This window comes from Leisingera sp. S132 (assembly GCF_025144465.1).
GTDB lineage: Bacteria > Pseudomonadota > Alphaproteobacteria > Rhodobacterales > Rhodobacteraceae > Leisingera.
Genome location: NZ_CP083553.1, coordinates 1,739,019 through 1,757,320, shown reverse-complemented (window position 1 = coordinate 1,757,320; position 18,302 = coordinate 1,739,019). Strand labels below are relative to the sequence as shown.

18 protein-coding genes and 1 tRNA gene are annotated in these 18,302 nt (G+C 60.4%); 7 read left to right on the top strand and 12 right to left on the bottom strand.

Annotated elements, in window-relative coordinates; genetic code table 11:
- Window positions 1-90: 90 nt before the first annotated feature.
- The 4 genes from K3725_RS08590 to K3725_RS08575 all read right to left on the bottom strand — a co-directional run bounded on the left by K3725_RS08590 (window position 91) and on the right by K3725_RS08575 (window position 2,726).
- Window positions 91-627: a GNAT family N-acetyltransferase gene (locus tag K3725_RS08590; protein WP_260018358.1), complete on the bottom strand. Its 537-nt coding sequence runs from the start codon at window positions 625-627 to the stop codon at window positions 91-93.
- A gap of 249 nt (window positions 628-876) precedes the next feature.
- Window positions 877-1,146 carry a 50S ribosomal protein L27 gene (gene rpmA, locus K3725_RS08585; RefSeq protein ID WP_019297807.1) on the bottom strand — a complete coding sequence of 90 codons (270 nt, stop codon included), beginning with the start codon at window positions 1,144-1,146 and terminating at the stop codon, window positions 877-879.
- 11 nt (window positions 1,147-1,157) lie between these two features.
- The gene (gene rplU / locus K3725_RS08580; RefSeq protein WP_039145986.1) at window positions 1,158-1,721 is read right to left on the bottom strand and encodes a 50S ribosomal protein L21; all 564 of its coding nucleotides are present in this window, start codon (window positions 1,719-1,721) and stop codon (window positions 1,158-1,160) included.
- A 201-nt stretch (window positions 1,722-1,922) separates the two neighbouring features.
- Window positions 1,923-2,726: a DUF2059 domain-containing protein gene (locus K3725_RS08575; RefSeq protein ID WP_260018357.1), complete on the bottom strand. Its 804-nt coding sequence runs from the start codon at window positions 2,724-2,726 to the stop codon at window positions 1,923-1,925.
- Between the two features lie 171 nt (window positions 2,727-2,897).
- Here K3725_RS08575 and K3725_RS08570 point away from each other — a divergent pair.
- A tRNA-Ser gene (locus tag K3725_RS08570) sits at window positions 2,898-2,987 on the top strand.
- 184 nt (window positions 2,988-3,171) lie between these two features.
- Here the strand turns inward: K3725_RS08570 and K3725_RS08565 are convergent.
- Genes K3725_RS08565 through K3725_RS08555 form a run of 3 tightly spaced genes read right to left on the bottom strand, consistent with a single transcriptional unit; the run spans window position 3,172 to window position 5,490 of the window.
- The gene (locus K3725_RS08565) at window positions 3,172-4,233 is read right to left on the bottom strand and encodes a methyltetrahydrofolate cobalamin methyltransferase (protein ID WP_039182976.1); all 1,062 of its coding nucleotides are present in this window, start codon (window positions 4,231-4,233) and stop codon (window positions 3,172-3,174) included.
- Window positions 4,234-4,242: 9 nt separating this feature from the next.
- Complete coding sequence (locus K3725_RS08560) at window positions 4,243-5,169, bottom strand: methylenetetrahydrofolate reductase (RefSeq protein WP_260018356.1); 927 nt, start codon at window positions 5,167-5,169, stop codon at window positions 4,243-4,245.
- A 24-nt stretch (window positions 5,170-5,193) separates the two neighbouring features.
- Complete coding sequence (locus tag K3725_RS08555) at window positions 5,194-5,490, bottom strand: virulence factor (protein ID WP_065267194.1); 297 nt, start codon at window positions 5,488-5,490, stop codon at window positions 5,194-5,196.
- A 285-nt stretch (window positions 5,491-5,775) separates the two neighbouring features.
- On the opposite strand from K3725_RS08555, the gene K3725_RS08550 reads away from it, so the two are divergent.
- Both K3725_RS08550 and K3725_RS08545 read left to right on the top strand, forming a co-directional pair.
- Window positions 5,776-6,888: a Ppx/GppA phosphatase family protein gene (locus K3725_RS08550; protein WP_039182982.1), complete on the top strand. Its 1,113-nt coding sequence runs from the start codon at window positions 5,776-5,778 to the stop codon at window positions 6,886-6,888.
- A 76-nt stretch (window positions 6,889-6,964) separates the two neighbouring features.
- Entirely contained in the window at window positions 6,965-7,681 is a 717-nt protein-coding gene (locus tag K3725_RS08545; RefSeq protein WP_065267361.1) for an RlmE family RNA methyltransferase, read from the top strand.
- 6 nt (window positions 7,682-7,687) lie between these two features.
- Here K3725_RS08545 and K3725_RS08540 read toward each other — a convergent pair whose 3' ends face one another.
- Complete coding sequence (locus K3725_RS08540) at window positions 7,688-7,876, bottom strand: hypothetical protein (protein ID WP_260018355.1); 189 nt, start codon at window positions 7,874-7,876, stop codon at window positions 7,688-7,690.
- A gap of 129 nt (window positions 7,877-8,005) precedes the next feature.
- Window positions 8,006-8,872 carry a YihY/virulence factor BrkB family protein gene (locus K3725_RS08535; protein WP_260018354.1) on the bottom strand — a complete coding sequence of 289 codons (867 nt, stop codon included), beginning with the start codon at window positions 8,870-8,872 and terminating at the stop codon, window positions 8,006-8,008.
- A gap of 134 nt (window positions 8,873-9,006) precedes the next feature.
- On the opposite strand from K3725_RS08535, the gene cls reads away from it, so the two are divergent.
- Window positions 9,007-10,422: a cardiolipin synthase gene (gene cls, locus K3725_RS08530; protein ID WP_260018353.1), complete on the top strand. Its 1,416-nt coding sequence runs from the start codon at window positions 9,007-9,009 to the stop codon at window positions 10,420-10,422.
- Here the strand turns inward: cls and K3725_RS08525 are convergent.
- On the bottom strand, window positions 10,419-10,868 hold the full coding sequence (locus K3725_RS08525; protein ID WP_260018352.1) for a potassium channel family protein: 450 nt from the start codon (window positions 10,866-10,868) through the stop codon (window positions 10,419-10,421). The two genes, cls and K3725_RS08525, sit on opposite strands and share 4 nt — an antisense overlap.
- A gap of 194 nt (window positions 10,869-11,062) precedes the next feature.
- Between K3725_RS08525 and K3725_RS08520 the strand changes: the two genes are divergently transcribed.
- Genes K3725_RS08520 through K3725_RS08510 form a run of 3 tightly spaced genes read left to right on the top strand, consistent with a single transcriptional unit; the run spans window position 11,063 to window position 15,172 of the window.
- Window positions 11,063-11,719: an ABC transporter ATP-binding protein gene (locus tag K3725_RS08520; RefSeq protein WP_260018351.1), complete on the top strand. Its 657-nt coding sequence runs from the start codon at window positions 11,063-11,065 to the stop codon at window positions 11,717-11,719.
- On the top strand, window positions 11,716-14,133 hold the full coding sequence (locus K3725_RS08515; RefSeq protein WP_260018350.1) for an ABC transporter permease: 2,418 nt from the start codon (window positions 11,716-11,718) through the stop codon (window positions 14,131-14,133). The genes K3725_RS08520 and K3725_RS08515 overlap by 4 nt, the downstream gene beginning before the upstream one ends.
- Window positions 14,123-15,172 (top strand): lipocalin-like domain-containing protein, encoded by a 1,050-nt coding sequence (locus K3725_RS08510; protein ID WP_260018586.1) that lies wholly within the window; start codon window positions 14,123-14,125, stop codon window positions 15,170-15,172. Before K3725_RS08515 ends, K3725_RS08510 begins: the two co-directional genes overlap by 11 nt.
- Window positions 15,173-15,199: 27 nt before the next feature.
- On the opposite strand, the gene K3725_RS08505 is transcribed toward K3725_RS08510, so the two are convergent.
- Both K3725_RS08505 and K3725_RS08500 read right to left on the bottom strand, forming a co-directional pair.
- Window positions 15,200-15,631: a universal stress protein gene (locus K3725_RS08505; RefSeq protein ID WP_260018349.1), complete on the bottom strand. Its 432-nt coding sequence runs from the start codon at window positions 15,629-15,631 to the stop codon at window positions 15,200-15,202.
- Entirely contained in the window at window positions 15,628-18,237 is a 2,610-nt protein-coding gene (locus K3725_RS08500; RefSeq protein WP_260018348.1) for a TRAP transporter permease, read from the bottom strand. The genes K3725_RS08505 and K3725_RS08500 overlap by 4 nt, the downstream gene beginning before the upstream one ends.
- Between the last annotated feature and the right edge of the window lie 65 nt (window positions 18,238-18,302).

Sequence of the window (18,302 nt, the reverse complement as noted above, 5' to 3'; positions counted from 1 at the left end):
CCCGTCCGCGCAGTATAAGTGTCCCGCCAAGGCCCGGAGCCGAGGCGGGACTGTTTCGATTGCCTTACCGCAAAGCGCGCGCCGCGCCAATCACAGTTTTCGGCTGTAAGTCCAGGTTGGGACAGTTGCGTCGCGGGCCACCGAATAGCTTTCGGCGTCGCCCAGGTAATCAAACCCGCAATGGATCAGCACCCGGGCCGAAGCGGGATTATCCTGGAAAACACAGGCGAACATCGCATCGTTGTTCTGCGGGTTGGCATCTACCAGCGCCTTGAGCGCTGCAGAAGCAAGCCCGGTGTTCCAGAACGGCGGCGCAGTCCAATAGGAAACCTCCGACTGATTTCGGTCCATCCGCTTGAGCCCGATGACACCCTTCAGTTCGGAATCGCCTTCAACGGTGCCGTCGATCACCCAAACATCTTCGTCCCGCTCATCAGCCATGGCACGGGCCACAAACGCTTCAGCCGCGCCCGGTGGCAGCGGATGGGGTACCGAGCGGGTCATGCGGGCCACCCGCTGGTCGCTGACGTAGTGCTCAATCAGGCCGGCATCTGACTTTCGCAGAGGCCGCAGCACAAAACGTTCGGTTTCGATGATTTGCTGGCACACAATCTGTTCCAGGTTCATGGGTCTGCTCCTCCTCAGCCCGCAGTCTTTCGGCTGCCTGCTTGAGATGTGTCCGCGCGGCTGCGGCGGCAATAGTTACAACGTTCAAATTGTGGAAAAATTCCCGTTTGCCGGGCGTGAACACATTTCATGCGCGTTCGATGGCCAGGCTTTCCAGAAAAACTCATCACATTCTCACAGTCCAAAACGGCAAAGGGGACCGGCCTTATAGCCGATCCCCCTAAAGATTTCTTTACCCTTCGGGTCGGCTTACTCAGCGGCCTCCGCCACTGGGAGAACCGATACAAAGGTGCGGCCTTTCAGGCCCTTGCGGAAGCTCACAGCACCGTCAGCAGTTGCAAAGAGAGTGTGGTCCTTGCCCATGCCAACGCCTTCGCCGGCCCAGAACTTGGTGCCGCGCTGACGAACGATGATGTTGCCTGCGATGGCTGCCTGGCCACCGTAGAGTTTCACGCCAAGGCGGCGACCAGCAGAGTCGCGGCCGTTACGGGAGGAACCGCCAGCTTTTTTATGTGCCATTCTCTCTCTCCTTAGCCTTTGGCCAGTTCTTTGGCCTGCTCAACCCACTCGGGCTTCACTTTGATCGCCTCGATACCAGCAATGTCGTCTTCGGACAAGGCTGCGATCTGGGCGAAAGTGGTCAGGCCGGCTTCTGCCAGTTTCTTGGCAGCTGCGGGACCGACGCCGGTCAGGGCGGTCAGGTCGTCCGAACCTGCAGCAGCTTCAGCGGCCGGAGCAGCCTTGGCTTTGGCAGCAGCTTTCGGAGCGGCTTTGGTTGCGCCCGAAGCCAGGATCTCGGTGATCCGGACCAGGGTCAGCTTCTGACGGTGGCCTTTGGTGCGCTTGGAGGAGTGCTTCCGGCGGCGCTTGACGAAGTGGATCAGCTTTTCGCCTTTGATCTGCTCGATCACTTCAGCTTTGACGGCAGCGCCGTCAACCAGCGGAGCACCGACAACCGGAGCGTCGCCGCCCAGCATCAGAACTTCGTCGAATTGGATGGTGTCGCCGGCATCTGCAGCAAGTTTCTCAACGCGGAGCACGTCGCCCGCCTGAACCTTGTACTGCTTGCCGCCAGTCTTGAGGACCGCAAACATGTGCGTCTTTCCTTTTCTAACCGCGTCCTACGGCCCCCTTACGGGCGTTTCGGCAGATGCCGCCTCGAACAGCGCGCCCTTGAATGGGCGTATGACAAATAAACCCCGGCGCACGGATTCCGGGCCGGGATGCGGGCTTATGGTTCGGAATTCCTGGTGTGTCAACCGTTTTCCACAGGCTTTTCAGACGCCCTGCGGAAATCAGATATCCTGGCCCGGTGTCAGCTCCGCCATACGGTGGGCAAGCTCCTCGAACCGGTTGGCAGTGATCTCGTACTGGACCGCGTTCAGCAGTTCATAAACCCGCTGCATTGGCTCCTCTTCCAGTGCCTCGACATAGGCCTGCACTTCAGCATCCGAGAACTCCTGATAGGTATAAGCAGAAGCTGCAAGGCTGGAGGCCTGCAGGCTGAGGCGCAGCTCGCCCTCTTGCTCCTTCATCAGCGCCCGCAACTCATCGGCGTCGAGTTCCAGGTCAATCACACCTGCAGCAGCAGCAGCCATCAGAAAGCGGAACTGGATCTGCTGCAGCGCCTTTACACCAGTGCCGGCAGCGTCAATTGCGCTCCCCATACGCTGGTACATCGCAACCCGCTTGCTGCCGGCCTTGACCAGATCCGAAATGATGCGGTTGCCTGCCAGCTGCTTCACCTCGTCATCCTCAATCAGATGTGACGAATTCTCCGCGCGCACCAATCGTTTCCCAAGGTCACTGGCATAAAAGGCCGCAGCATGGTCCAGCGCCGCATCGTCCAGGGTGTTTTCGAGGATGTCCAGCGCCAGGCCGCGCATCTTTTCGGTATCAAAGACATCTTCGGACATTTCGGTCCACTGGCTGCCAAAGGCACCGGCATCGACACCCAGCATATCCGGTGCAGTGGACGCGGACAGCGCTATGCTGTCGAGCGCCACGTCAAACCCGGTGACTTCCAGAAACGCCTCGACCCGTGCCCGGTCGGCGGCAGCTGCAGGCAGGACGGCGGCCCAACAGGCGAGCCAAAACATGACAAGGGAGCGTGTCAGGAATGCGGGCGGTAAATGGAACATCTGCATAGTGCAAATCTAGGCAAAAACCTTTGGCTGGCAACGGAAATCCGGCTTTTTTTGGGAAAGGCGCAAATCCCCCCTTGCGCCGGTCCGGAATCAACCTTAAACGCTGCCCCACCAGACCCCCGCGGAGAGGTGCCGGAGTGGTCGAACGGGGCGGTCTCGAAAACCGTTGTGGGTGCAAGCCCACCCAGGGTTCGAATCCCTGTCTCTCCGCCACTTTCCCTTACAGACCGCTTCCCAAAACTGAATGCTTCAGCCCCCGCCGGGTCGGCACGCTGGCCTCCAGCCATGCACAGCAGGCTTTAGCACACTTCAGAAGACGCACCCAACACTTTGAATTTGCCATAAAAAAAGGCCAGGCATTGCTGCCCGGCCTTTGTGTTGATTTGCTGGTCGCGGATCAGGCGCGGCGGCGGCGTCCGCCGGCACGGCCGCCACGGCCGCGGCCCTCTTCGCCTTCGGCTGCCGGGGGCTTGTTGAACTTGATCCACTCGCCGCCATGCGGGTCGTTGTTGGTCAGGAAGTTGGCAGCGCGGATGGCTTCCATTTCCTTGCCGGCGCGCGGCTTGGTTGAGCCCAGGCCAAACATGGTGACAAACGCCTCGTCGTCCATGGCCTCCGGCAGGATGATACCGGCGGCTTCAACTGCAGCCTTCTTCTCGGCGATTGCCTTTTGGGTCACCGGCAGCGCCACCGGGTTCATGATCGCAGAAGTCATGCCCGCGCCCATTGCCATCGGCAGGAAGGCGTTGTTGATGCCGTGACGGTTCGGCAGACCGAAGGAGATGTTGGACGCACCGCAAGTGGTATTCACGCCCAGCTCTTCGCGCAGACGGCGGACCAGGGCAAACACCTGCAGGCCAGCGGTTGCCATGGCGCCAACCGGCATCACCAGCGGGTCAACCACGATGTCATGCGCCGGGATGCCGAAATCGGCAGCACGCTCAACGATTTTTTTGGCGACGGCAAAGCGCACGTCGGGGTCTTCCGAAATGCCGGTGTCGTCGTTGGAGATCGCCACAACCGGGACATTGTACTTCTTGACCAGCGGCAGGATCTGTTCCAGGCGCTCTTCTTCGCCGGTGACCGAGTTCAGCAGCGGACGGCCTTCACAGACTTCCAGGCCGGCTTCCAGCGCGCCAGGGACCGAGGAGTCGATGCAGAGCGGCACGTCAACCAGGCCCTGAACCAGCTCGACGATCTTCTTCATCAGCGGCGGCTCGGTCTCGTTCGGGTTCGGGTTGGAGTTGTACACCACGCCCGCGTTGATATCGAGCACGGTTGCACCGGCCAGAACCTGAGCCACGGCGTCCTTTTCAACGGTGGAGAAATCGCCGGCTTCCAGTTCGGCCGCCAGTTTCTTGCGGCCGGTCGGGTTGATGCGCTCACCGATGACGCAGAACGGCTCGTCAAAGCCCAGGACCGCGGTTTTTGTTTTTGATTCTACGACTGTACGGGTCATTGTGGATCCTTAGGAGTTAACCGGCTTGGCGGAGTCGCCGCCGTTGTTGATGGCCCAGGTGGCATTGGTCTTGATGCCGCCCAGCGGGAAGAAGTGAACCTTCTCGATTGCAAAGTCAGAATTGGCTGCCTTATGGGCTGCCAGACCTGCCAGAACCTCGCCCGGCTCATGCGGCAGCAGCAGCTTGGACACGTCCTTGGCGCGCTTCTGCAGAACTTTCAGCGACGGGCCGACGCCGCAAGCGATAGCGAACTTGATCATGGTCTGCAGCTTGGCCGGGCCTGCGATGCCAATGTGAACCGGCAGGTTCATGCCGCGCTCATTCAGCTCATTCACCCAGTCGATCACGGGCTGAGCCTCAAAGCAGAATTGGGTCGCCAGCGCCATCCGGGCGTCGGTGCGCTTGGAGAATTCCTGTTTCCAGTCCAGCGCCGCATAGGTATTGGCGCGGCCGCCCTTGGGGTCGATGTCCAGGTTCGGCTCGGGGTGCCCCGCAACGTGCAGGTTGGTAAAGCCCGCCTGGTCGAACAGGCCGGTTTCCAGCAATTGCATCGAGCTGTCGAACTCGCCATGCGGCTTGGCAACGCCCCCGGCCAGGATCAGGCCCTGCTTGACGCCCGCTTCGCCCTGGTAGCGGTTGATCCAGTCGCCGAGCGTCGCCTTGTCCTTGATGATCCGCGCCGGGAAGTGCGGCATAACATCATAGCCTTCGCCAGCGATACGCTTGGCGGTCTCGACCATGTCCTCGATCGGGGTGCCTTCGATGTGCGCGATGTAGACGCGGGTTCCGGCGGGCAGCAGGTCGCGGAAATCTTCGACCTTGGCAGCGGTGCGCGGCATCACCTCGATGGAATAGCCTTTCAGGAAAGCTTCCATTTCGGGGGTGGCGGTTTGGCCTGCGCCAGTGTCGCGTTTCTTAAAGTTCAGCAAAGCCATCACGGCCTCCCAAAGTGGTAGGGGTCACGCCCATCCGTCATTCGCAATCAGTGCCTTCAGGCGGTCCTGATCATACTCAGTTTCCAGGCGCTTTGCTTCGGCTTCAGCAATGTCAGCCGCCTCGCCTTCCGCGGAGAAAGGTGCGGCCTTTCGCCATTCAGCCAGATAGGCGTCCGCGTCCTTAGCGTTCACCTTCATGGCTGCGCGGTCAATTGCCTGCTCGAACCGTTCCTCGAGCTGACGCTTGGCGCCGCGGCGGCCTTTGCCAACGATGACCTGCGCGGGGATATCGCGCCAGTATACAATCGTAACGTCGGGCATGCCTTGCTTTCCTCCTAGCCTGGATAGACCACGTTCTAGTGCGGTGACGCGCCGCAGGTTGGTCGATTTTCGACAACACGATGGGATTGAGCGACGTTTTGCTGCCGCGACACTAGCTTTGCGCACCTGTGAATGCCACAGCAGCGAACCGCCAAAATATTCATGTGAATTATGAGTTTTCCGGGAAGCAGCGGAAATTGCTTCACTTCTGCCCTTGCGGCGCTTGCGCCTGTGCACCCGCGCACCTATTGTCGTCCTTAACACGATAATCGGAGGGCGTGAATCATGGCGCCCAGGCGCTCGAAAGGTGCGGGCGCGTTTCCCAAAGCGGTTGAGACCCCTGCACCGGCCCGTCCCGATCCTGATGCGCTTTATGCGGCACTGGATCTGGGTACAAATAGCTGCCGCATGCTGATTGCCCAGCCCAAGGGCAGCGGCATTCATGTGGTCGACAGTTTCTCCAAGTCGGTGCAGCTCGGCGCCGGACTGGAGCGGACCGGACGGCTGTCGCGGTCCTCGATGGCGCGCACCATTCAGGCGCTGCGGATCTGCCAGCAGAAACTCAAGCGAAACAAGGTCAAGCGGATGCGGCTGGTGGCAACGGAGGCCTGCCGCCGCGCCAAAAACGCCCGGGACTTCATCCGGCAGGTGAAACGGGAAACCGGGCTTACGCTTGAAATCATCCAGCCAGAGGAGGAAGCGCGGCTCGCGGTTATTTCCTGTGCGCCGCTGGTCTCCACCAAGACGGAGCAGCTGCTGGTTGTTGATATCGGCGGCGGCTCCACCGAACTGGTCTGGATCGACGTTTCCTCGGTGCCGCGGCGCGACCGCCCGGCGGCCATCATGCGGTTGCACAACGGGTTTCACCCGACAGAAAGCCCGTTCCCTGCCGCCAAGGTGGTGGACTGGATCTCAGTGCCGCTGGGAGTCGCCACATTGCGCGACCAGTTCAACGATGTGGAGGACGACGCCGCGCGCTTTGCCCTGATGAGCTGGTTCTTCGAGGAGAACCTTGCTGATTTCGCCCCCTACAAGGACGAGCAAGCACGCGCAGGGTTTCAGATTGTCGGCACCTCCGGTACCGTCACAACCGTGGCGGCCTCGCATCTAGGCCTCAAACGCTATGACCGTACCAAAGTGGACGGGCTGCGGATGACCAGCGATCAGATTGACAAAGTGATCCGGGGTTATCTAGAACTCGGCCCTCAGGGCCGCCGCCGTGACCCCCGCATCGGCGAGGACCGGCAGGCGCTGATCATGTCCGGTTCCGCCATCCTGCAGGCGCTGCTGCGTTGCTGGCCCACTGACCGCCTATCGGTCGCGGACCGCGGCCTGCGCGAAGGCCTGCTTTATGCGCAGATGAGCGCGGATGGTGTTCTGGAAGACGGCCCCTATTAAGCGGGGCCGGTAGAATTGGATTTTTCCGGGCCGGGGGTGTCGAAACTCCGGGCATCCGGCGCAAATGGTGGCAGTCATGGCAAAGACACCGACAGGAAAGAACACTTCGGGACGCGGGCAGCGCGATCTGAAGGTGAATGTAAAAACGGCGCGCGGGCGCAAGCTCAGCTCGACCCGCTGGCTGCAGCGGCAGCTGAACGACCCTTATGTCAAACGCGCCCAGGCCGAAGGCTACCGCGGCCGGGCCGCCTATAAGATCATGGAGCTGGACGACAAGTTCCGCTTCCTGGTGAATGGTGCGCGGGTTGTCGATCTGGGCTGCGCGCCGGGCGGCTGGGCGCAGGTGGCAGTAAAGCGGATCAATTCCCTGGGCGAAAAACAGGGAAAGGCCGTTGGCCGCATCATCGGTGTCGACTTGCAAGAGGTCGAACCGCTGGCAGGCGCGGAATTCCACCAGCTCGACTTCATGGACGACGGCGCTGACGAACAGGTGAAGGAATGGCTTGGCGGCAAAGCGGATGTGGTGATGTCGGATATGGCAGCGGCCAGTTCCGGCCACAAGCAGACCGACCATTTGCGGATCATATCACTGTGCGAAACTGCGGCCTACTTCGCCTTTGACGTGCTGGAAGAAGGCGGCACCTTTGTCGCCAAGGTTCTGGCCGGCGGTGCAGAGGGGGAGCTGCAGAAGCTGCTGAAGCAGAAGTTCACCAAGGTGATGAATATCAAGCCGCCCTCCTCGCGGTCGGACAGCTCTGAAAAGTTCGTGGTGGCCACGGGGTTCCGCGGCTGAACCGCGTCAAACCTGACGGTTGCGGGGCATGGTCAGCGACCGGGCGGCCATTGTGCGAAGCATGATGGCCTCTTCACCTTCTTCGTCGGTCAGCCGTGACACCCGCAGGTCATGCCCCGCGGTGCTGCCCATTCCGCGTTGACGCATCAGTTCAAACAGCCGCATGCGGCGCAGTTTGTTTTGCAGTTTTGTCATGGTGGCCCCTTCTGGATCCGCTGCTTTCCTGCAGTCTTAGAGGCGGATTAGGATCAGACCGGGGCGCAATTGTGGCACGCCTGCCTTATTGTTGAATAAATGGAAACAGTTGCAGAAGCGCCGCAGGGTTTATGTCCGCCCCATTTTGTTCGCCATATCGATCAGCGCACCATTGAATTCCGCACCCAGGATCAAGATGGCGGAATTGAGATACAAAAAGATCATCGCCGCCATCGCGCCGGCGAGGCCTGCGTAAGTGGCAGAGTACTGCGCAAAAGAGCTCACATAAATCGCAAACCCGCTGCCGCAGATCAGCCACAGCAGCAGCGTCAGGATGGCACCTGGCAGAATGCGCCGGAACCGATGCACCCGCCCTGGCAGCAGAACATGAAACGCCAGCACCGCACCCGTTGGCAGCGCCAGCGCCAGAAGCCCCCGCAACCCCTGCTCCCAGCCTTGCGGCACAGTGGCAAAAGGCAGCAGCTTGGTGATATGGCGCACATACAGCGGCATGATCACTTCAAACACCGTGACTGCCAGAATGCCCGCGCCGCCAAGAATGACCAGCGCGATGCACAGCGCACGGGACCGCCAGAACGGCCGGGTGTCGGTGTCGTGATAGGCCTGGACCATAGCGGTTCTCACCGCATCGACGCCGTTTGACGCAAAATAAAGCGCAAAAAGGCCGCCCAGTGTCACCAGCTGTGTGTTGGACGTGCGCAGTACCGCCTTGAGCTCTGTCAGGATCGGCCGTGCCACTGCATCCGGCCAAACACTGAACACCTGCTCCGTCATCGCCTCAACCTCGACCTCTTGCGAAAGGAGACCGGCAACAGTGCCTGCGAGCGCCACGGTGAACAGCACAAAGGGAAACAGCGCCAGCATCATCGACATGGCGATATGACTGCTCATCACCCAGCCGTTTTTTCTGTTGAAACGGCCGGCGGCGGATAACAATGCGGCTGGCCACATGAGGACTGGCGGAAGGATCGGCATAGCCGCAACGTCCCACAACTGCAGGGAAATTGCCAGCGTCAATTCATGAGCCGGACTGCGATGCGTTTTCCCGGGTATGGCGGGATGCCCGGATCGGTATTAGTCTGACAATCAGGCGGATTTTGGAGCCCTCTATGTTCTGGATCGTTCTAAGCACCGCAGCCCTGGCTGCAACCTGGACGGCGGCCGGAGTGGCGGCACTCAGCGCGGCACGCACTGCGCGCACGCCGCAAGGCGCGATCGGCTGGGTCGTATTCCTTCTGTCTGCACCGGTGCTGGCCCTGCCCGCCTACATGATTTTTGGCCATCACCGTTTCAAAGGATACTGGACGACGCGCCGGGCCGCAGAGCAGGCCGTGATCGCCAAGCGCAACTTTACCAATGCCCGGACACAAGACGCATCTGCATTGGCTGTCAATACGGCCCCTTTCGAAGTGATCGCAGGCCTGAATGTCTGCCGGGGCAACGGAATGGAACTGCTTCTTAACGGTGCCGAAACCTTTAACGCCATCTACGAAGCAATTGATAATGCGCAGGATTATATCCTGGTTCAGTATTACATCCTGCACGCCGACGGGGTTGGGCTGCAACTGCAGACCCGGCTGATTGCCGCTGCAGAGCGCGGTGTGACCATCTGGTTCATGACCGACAGCATCGGCAGCCGCAAGCTGCCGCGCGACTATAAACACGCGTTGGAGGCTGCAGGCATCAACATGATTGACCCGGCGGTTCAGCGCGGTCCTTGGCACCGGTTGCGGATCAACTTCCGCAATCACCGGAAAACCGTGATCGCGGATGGACGGATTGGCTTCACCGGCGGCCTCAATGCCGGAGATGAATACATTGGGCTCGATCCGAAGTTTGGTACTTGGCGGGATACGCATGTCCGGCTGACCGGGCCCGTGGTCCAGCAGCTTCAGCTGTCCTTTGCAGAGGATTGGCTCTGGCGAACACAGGAACCTATCCTGGACCTTCTCAACTGGAAGCCCGAAGTGTCACCGCAGGACCTGCCGGGGCTGATCGCCTCGACCGGGCCAGGTGACACAACCGGCAATGGCTCCATGCTCTATTTCTCCGCCATCACTGCGGCACAGTCCAGGATTTGGCTCGCGTCTCCCTACTTCGTTCCTGATCAGGATGTTTTTGCAGCCTTGAAACACGCCGGCCTGCGGGGTGTCGATGTCCGGGTGCTTTTGCCGGAAACCATTGACCACCACCTGCCATGGCTTGCCAGCTTTGCATTTTTTGATGAATTGCGTGAAGCCGGGGTTCGTATCCTGCGCTACCAGGGCGGGTTCATGCACCAGAAGTGCTTTGTGGCTGACAATACAATTGGCGGCATCGGGACAGCAAATCTCGACAACCGGTCCTTCAGGCTGAACTTCGAAACCATGGCGCTGTTCTTTGATCCGCGCCCCGCGTCTGAAATAGCAAACATGCTGGCAGAAGACTTCCGGAGTGCGCGCGAACTGACCGAAAGTCTGAGCCAGCAGAAACTCTGGATCCGCCTGCTGGCACCGGCAGCGCGCCTGCTCGCCCCTGTGCTTTAGCCGCCCCCTTCAGAACGTTGTCCATTAAAGGAAAACAGCCGCCCCATGGCGCTGACAAGGAACGCTGTGCTGATCCCGAACCCAAACAGGCCCGTGACCGCAGCCAAAGCCGCAAATATCCGTAGCGCAGGGCCCAGCACCACATCGCCGTAGCCAAGGGTGGTGTAGGTCACCAGCGAAAAATACACCGAGGTGTTCCAGTCTTCGATCGCGCCGACCAACACAAAGGCCGAAGACCAGATCCAAACCTGGGCGGTATGGCTTCCAAGAATGATAAAAATGGCAACCAGCAGCATCAGGCCCAACTGCCAGGGCCGGTAGGGTTTGGAAAACCGTTTGGACATCCTGTTCAGAACCGAAGCGCACCAGACCAGCACCGTGATTTCAAGGATCAGGCAGGCGCTGAGGTAGATTGATCCCCACAGAAGCTGGTTCCACAGCGTCACGCCTTACCTCCCGTACTGAATTCGATTTGCCACCCCTTGGCTGCACCATAGAAATCATGCGGGCAAGACGCAATTGAAGCATTCCCGCCAACGCATTGACCAGACGGAACTGTCTCTCCGCTGGACATCCAGGACGCGAGGGTATTGAGTGGCCGGGCAGCATGTGATGGCCCAAGGCGCAGAGACAGACGCATATGGTTCTGACAATCCGCAACGTGACCAAGCGCTTTCCGGGCCAAACAGCTGAAACAGCTGTGCTTCGCGGGATATCACTGGATCTGCAGGGTGGCCGCAGCCTGGCCCTGACCGGAGAAAGCGGCTCCGGCAAAAGCACTTTGCTTCATCTGGCTGGGGCGCTCGATCAATTTGACCGCGGCGAAATCGAGATTGACGGAACGCGCCTCTCCGGGTTGAGTGACAGCCAGCGGGCGGCATTGCGCAGGCAGGATGTTTCTCTTGTTTTTCAGCAATTTAACCTAATCCCCTCACTTAACATTAGCAAGAACATTGCGTTACATGCCCGTCTTGGCGGCAGATGGGATGAGGGCTGGGAAAAGCGCCTGACTGACCGCCTGGGCCTGTCCGGTCTGCTGCACCGTTACCCCGAGCAGCTTTCTGGCGGGCAGCAGCAGCGGGTGGCAATCGCCCGCGCACTGGCCGTTCGGCCCAAGCTGCTGCTGGCGGATGAGCCGACCGGCAACCTCGATGAAACCGCTAGCGCTGCCGTGATGGAACTGATGCTGGAACTTGTCCAGGAAAGCGGCACAGCGCTTTTTCTGGTAACCCATTCCGAAGCAATTGCAGGGATGCTCGACCAGCGCCTGCATCTGCGGCACGGCACGGCGGCATGACAGGCGCCGCGCTTCTGGCAATTCTGTCGCATTGGCGGCGACACCCGCTGCAGCTGGCAACCCTGATTGCCGGGCTGGCGCTTGCGGCCGGTTTGTGGTCGGCGGTCCAGGCAATCAACGCAGAAGCACGGGCGAGTTATGCCCGCGCGTCGGAACAGCTTGGCACAGCAGGGCTTGCCCGGCTTGTACCGGAAACCGGATCCATCCCCATTGCCCGCTACGCCGAGTTGCGTCGTTCTGGATGGAGGCTTGCTCCGGTGCTGGAGGGTGTTGTCAGATTCGACCGGCACAGCTTTGATATCATGGGCGTTGACCTGCTGCAGCATCCGCAGGCGCCCGCGCTTGCCGAAGCCGCAGAAGCAGGGGGCGCAACAGCATTAGAGGCCCTGCGCCCTCCAGGTCGGATCTTTGCCCACCCGGAGACGGCCGCGCTTTTGTCAGAAGCGCAGAAAACCCATCCGGTAACCCGCCTAGCGGCATTGCCGCGGGGCATAGCCATGGCTGATCTCAGCCTAGCCAGTCAATTGCTCCGCCAGCCATACAGTCTGAGTTATCTGTTGGTTCTGCCCGAACAAACTCCTGGACTGGCCCCGCTTGCCGGGCTTGCACCCGAGCTTAAACATATCCCTGCCCGCGCCGCGGCCTCTGACACAGCGCGTCTGACGGAAAGTTTCCATCTGAACCTTACGGCCTTTGGCCTGTTGTCCTTTGCCGTCGGACTCTTCATCGTTCAGGGAACCATCGCGCTAAGCCTGGAACAGCGGCGCGGGATGATCCGGACCTTGCGCAGTCTAGGGGTGCCTATGCACCTGCTGTCCGGCCTGTTTGCCGCCGAGCTGGCCGCCATTGCCCTTCTTGCGGGCATTGCCGGGCTTGCGGGCGGTTACCTGGTGGCGGCTGCGTTGCTGCCTGATGTCAATGCGACCTTGGCCGGGCTGTATGGCGCGTCAGTGGACGGCAGCCTGTCGCTGCGGCCCGGCTGGGTCATTTCCGGGCTGGCAATGACCCTGGGCGGCGCTTTTCTGGCCAGTACGCAATCGCTCTTTGCACTTTGGCGCTTGCCCATTTTGGCTGCCCCGGCGACCCGTGCCCGCGGCCAGCAAGCCAGCCAATCACATGTGACCAGCGCGTTCTGCGGCGCCGCTGCCATCACTGCAGGTTTGACTGTTATTTATTTCTTTCAAGGGCTTGTTGCAGGTTTTGCATTCCTCGGAGCCGTAATGCTGGGCGCAGCTCTTTTTTTGCCACTGCTAATTTCAACAGGCCTATCGCTAGGAGCACGAATGGCAAAGGGCGCAATGGCTGAGTGGCTTTGGGCCGACACCCGCGCGCAGCTTCCGGGCATGTCTTTGGCACTGATGGCTTTGCTGCTGGCCCTGGCTGCAAACATTGGCGTTGGCACCATGGTGTCCAGCTTCCGCCTGACCTTTACGGGCTGGCTGGATCAGCGGCTGTTCGCGGAGGTTTATGTCACCGCCACAAGCGATGAACAGGGCGCGGAACTGGCGCATTGGCTGGAGGCGCAGGGCATCACGGTCCTGTCCCGCCGCTATCACGACACCAGGTTCAAAGGCGCTCCGCTGCGGGTTTACGGATTTGAAGACGACGAAGCCTACCGGACAAACTGGCCCCTGCTGGACGCCTTGCCGGATGTCTGGGACCAAACGGCAAGCGGTGAAGCGCTGCTGATCAATGAGCAGCTTGCGCGCCGGCACATGCTGGCACCGGGCAGCATTCTGGAATTGGGACCTGGATGGCGTCTGCCCGTTGCCGGGGTCTACTCTGACTATGGAAATCCGAATGGCCAAGCCATGGTTTCGCTGCGAGCGCTTCTACAGCATGTCCCAAGTCTTCCCAACAGGAACTTCGGCTTGCGCGCTGATCCTCAAGAAATTTCCGGCTTGATCAAGTCAATCAGGCAAGAGTTTGACTTTCCACGGGAAAACATCACAGACCAAGCCACAGTCAAGACGCGTTCGCTGGCGGTTTTTGACAGAACCTTTGTCATCACTGCCGCCTTGAACTTGCTGACTCTGGGTGTTGCTGGCTTTGCGCTGCTAACCAGCCTGCTGACACTGTGGAGCCAGCGCCTGCCGCAGCTGGCGCCGGTCTGGGCGATGGGCGTGACCCGCCGCCAACTGGCCGCGGCAGAGGTTCTGCGCAGCCTTATGCTGGCGGCCGGGACAGCGGTTCTCGCGCTGCCGCTGGGTCTTGTTCTGGCATGGGTGCTGCTTTCGGTGATCAACGTGGCTGCCTTTGGCTGGAAGCTGCCGATGTATCTGTTTCCACTGGACTGGCTGCGGTTGTTCATGCTGGCACTCCTTGCTGCGGTGATTGCTGCTGCTCTGCCAGCCTGGCGGCTGAGCCGGATTGACCCGGCTGATCTGCTCAAGGTGTTTGCCAATGAACGCTAGGATGTTTCTATTTGCTGCAGGCGCCATCTGGGCAACCGCTGGGCACCCGCAAGGTTATGCCGGTCTTGGAACAGATGCGGAAGGATTTGCCATACCAAAACCCGATGCCCGGCTGACCTTCCCTTCCGACCACGGTCCTCACCCTGATTTCCGTATTGAGTGGTGGTACTTGACTGCCAATCTTGAAGGTTCCGACGGTGCAGATTATGGCATCCAGTGGACACTGTTCCGCTCCGCCCTGGCGCCTGGAGAAGCAGCCGGCTGGCACAGTCCGCAAATCTGGATGGCGCATGCCGCCGTCACCACAAAAGACACGCACCTGTTTGAGGAACGGATCGCTCGCGGGGGCGTGGGACAAGCGGGTGTTCAGCCTGATCCCTTTACCGCATGGATCGACGACTGGCACATGCGCTCTACCGATGAGACACTTGAAAAGATTTCACTTTCGGCAACCGCGCTGGAATTCTCCTACGACCTGGAGCTGACTGCAGACGGCCCGCTGGTTCTGCAAGGTCATGCGGGTTACTCGGTCAAGTCTGCCTCTGGCCAGGCAAGCCATTATTATTCCCAGCCGCACTATCAGATCTCTGGAACTTTATCTTTGCCGGACGGGCCAGTGGATGTCACCGGCAGTGGATGGCTGGACCGGGAATGGTCAAGTCAGCCGCTGGCAGAGGATCAAAGCGGCTGGGACTGGTTCTCGCTCAGCTTCGACAACGGCGAGAAGCTGATGGGGTTTGTCCTGCGTGGTGCACGCGACGATTTCACCTCGGGCACCTGGATATCCGCTGACGGCACCGCCGAGCCGCTGGCACCAGGCGCCTTTCAAGCGCAGCCGCTTGATATCAGCGATGTTCAAGGCCGCAAGATTCCCACGCACTGGCATGCATCTGTGCCAGACAAGGGTGTTTCCGTCGAAGTAACCGCACTGAACCCGCAAAGCTGGATGGGCACCTCGTTCTCTTACTGGGAAGGCCCGGTCAAGGTCACAGGCAGCCACAGCGGCAAAGGCTACCTTGAGATGACCGGCTACGAATAAGGGCGCCCGCAGGCGCCCTTGTTCAGCTTAGCGGACCACAAAGACCGAACAGTCCGAGTGGCGGATCACCCGGGCCGCGTTGGGCCCCAGCAGGTAATCCTTCAGGTCCGGCTTATGCGCGCCGATCACAATCAGCCCGCTGCCTGCGGTTTGCGCAACTTTCAGGATCTCCTGATAGGCCGTCCCGGTCGCCACCAGATGGCGGACCTTGGCATTGCGCTCCTTGCCCAGAACGCTTTCGCACAGGCCGGTCAGCCGTTGAGTGGTGTCTTTGACTGCCTTCTCGTGGTGGTGCTCCTCAAAAAAGCCCGAGACCCAGCTCTCACCAAAGTCAGGCAGCACGTTGACAACATCCAGCTGCGCGCCATCCAGACCGGCCAGCCGTGCGGCCTGTACCAGAACCTTTTCGTCCAGATCCCGGTCGTTCAGTTCAAGGGCGCAAAGAACGGGCTTGCTCATGCTGTTACTCCTTCCTCTTCACGCGCGCGGCCGCGCTGCAACAGGGCAACCAGCGCCACCAGCAGAAGCGCTGGCAGGAACATCAACTCCTTTGGCAACTGGCTGGTAGGGGCCTGGATCGCAATGATCTGCACGGGCGCGTCGGCGTAGAAATCAAAGCTTTCCAGGTTGGGGGCTGCAGGCGTGCCGAACATCGGCTCTTCCAGCTTGACCGCACCGTCTTCCTCCAGAAGCAGCAGGCCGTAGGCGTCCACCGCGGCCTGACCGTCCGAGCCATCGGCCGTCATGATCATCGTTGTGCTCTTGATCTCAGAAGTGTCGAAATCGGGACCTTCAACAGTGATCCGAAGCTCAGCTCCAGGTTCTGCCTCACCCAGGGCCTGCGCCAGCTGGGCCGGCGGAACCTGGGTAAAGGGCGGCATCACCCGGTCCATGAAGAAATCCGGCCGGAACAGCGCAAAGGCTGCAAAGATCAGCAGGATGCTCTCATAGATCCGGTTTCGGCTGACGAAGTAACCCATTGTGCCCGCGGTAAAGACAAGGATCGCAATGGTGGCTGATATGGCCACGAGTATCCCCTGTATCCAGTTCACATCGATCAGCAGCAGATCGGTGTTGAAGATGAACACAAACGGCAGCGCCACGGTCCGCAAGCTGTAGAAGAAGGCGGTGAAGCCGGTGCGGATTGCATCCCCGCCCGACACAGCCGCCGCCGCAAAACTGGCAAGCCCCACAGGTGGTGTCACGTCAGCCATGATCCCGAAGTAGAACACAAACAGGTGCACGGCGATCAGTGGCACGATGAGCCCGGACTGGGCGCCCAGTTCCACCACCACACCGGCCATCAGCGAGCTGACGACGATGTAGTTGGCGGTGGTCGGCAGGCCCATGCCCAGCACCAGCGACAGCAAGCCCACCATCACCAGCATCAGGATCAGGTTGCCGCCCGAGACGAACTCGACCAGGTCAGCCATCACCTGCCCCACGCCAGTCAGCGTCACTGTGCCCACGATCACGCCTGCGGTGGCCGTGGCCAGCGCAATCCCGATCATGTTGCGGGCGCCGTCGATCAGGCCGTTCCACAGGTCATGCACGCCTTCGACGAAGGCGTTTACCATGTTGCTCTGGCCGCGGAAGATCGCCTTAAGCGGTTTCTGGGTCAGCAGGATCACAAACAGCAGCGCGGTTGCCCAGAACGCCGACAGCCCCGGTGACTTCTGTTCAATCATCAGGAAGTAGACCAGCACGATGATCGGCAGCAGGTAATGCAGCCCCGCCTTGTAAATTTCGGCGACAACAGGCAGTTCGACTTCCTTGGCCTTCGGATCATCCGGCACCAGGTCGTCGACGCCCGAGGCCAGCCACAGCAGCGCAATGTAAGCCGCGACGACAAGTGCCGAGAGGGTCAAACCAGAGGCACCGGGCATCGCTGCGATGATCCATTTCACCGGATACTGAACGCCATAACAGAGCGCGGCGAAGCCCGCGAAGAACAAGGCCATGCCGCCGATTGTGCGCCCCATGGAGACCACGCGGTTGCCCAGCGTCGGCATGTTCCGTTTCACGGCCTCAAGGTGCACGATATAGACCAGCGCGATGTAGGAAATCGCGGCCGGCAGGAAGGCATGGGTGATCACCTCGACATAGGAGATGCCGACATATTCCACCATCAGGAAGGCCGCAGCCCCCATAACTGGCGGCATGATCTGTCCATTCACAGAGGACGCGACCTCAACCGACCCCGCCTGCTCAGAGGTAAAGCCCACCCGCTTCATCAGCGGGATGGTGAAAGTGCCGGTGGTGACCACATTGGCGATGGAGGAGCCGGAAATCAGACCGGTTGCGGCAGAGCCGACAACAGCCGCCTTGGCCGGGCCGCCGCGCAGGTGGCCAAGGGCGCCGAACGCCATCTTGATAAAGTAATTGCCAGCGCCTGCCTTATCCAGCAGCGCGCCGAATAGCACGAACAGGAAGACAAATTTGGTTGAAACACCCAGGGCAATGCCAAACACGCCCTCAGAAGTTATCCACATATGGCTCATCGCCTTTTTCAGGCTAGCGCCTTTCCAGCGGATAACCTCGGGCACCCATTCAGAGGAGCCGAAGAAGACATAAGCCAGGAAGATCGTCGCGATGATCGCCATCGCCGGGCCAAGCGCGCGGCGGGCGGCTTCGAACAGCAGGATCAGGCCTGCGAGTGCGAACCATTTGTCCATGTCATCGGCAAGCCCGCCGGAGTCGACGATCTTCTGATAGAAGATGTAGCCATACATCGCGATTGCAGTACCAGCCAGCGCGAAGATCCAATCCTGCACAGGGATGTAATTCCGCGGGCTCGACTTGAACGCGGGATAGGCTGCATAGGCCAGGAAAATGGCAAAGGCCAAATGGATTTGGCGCGAGTTGTTCACCACGCTGCCAGGCAGCAGCAGGTTGGCCACCGGCGAGGCCAGGATGACTTGGAACACGGACCAGATGACGGCGACGATCGCCAGAAACAGCCCCACGCTTCCAACCGGATTGCGGGCGCCGGCGTCTGAGGACGCGACAAGTTCCTGAAGCTCTTCTTCGCTGAGCGGCCGATTTCCCTGAGCATCGGATGTCATGGATAATCTCCCCTGCGGCCGCCGTTTCCCGGGGCCGGTATAGTCAAGCCCGGGCCTTTGGCCTC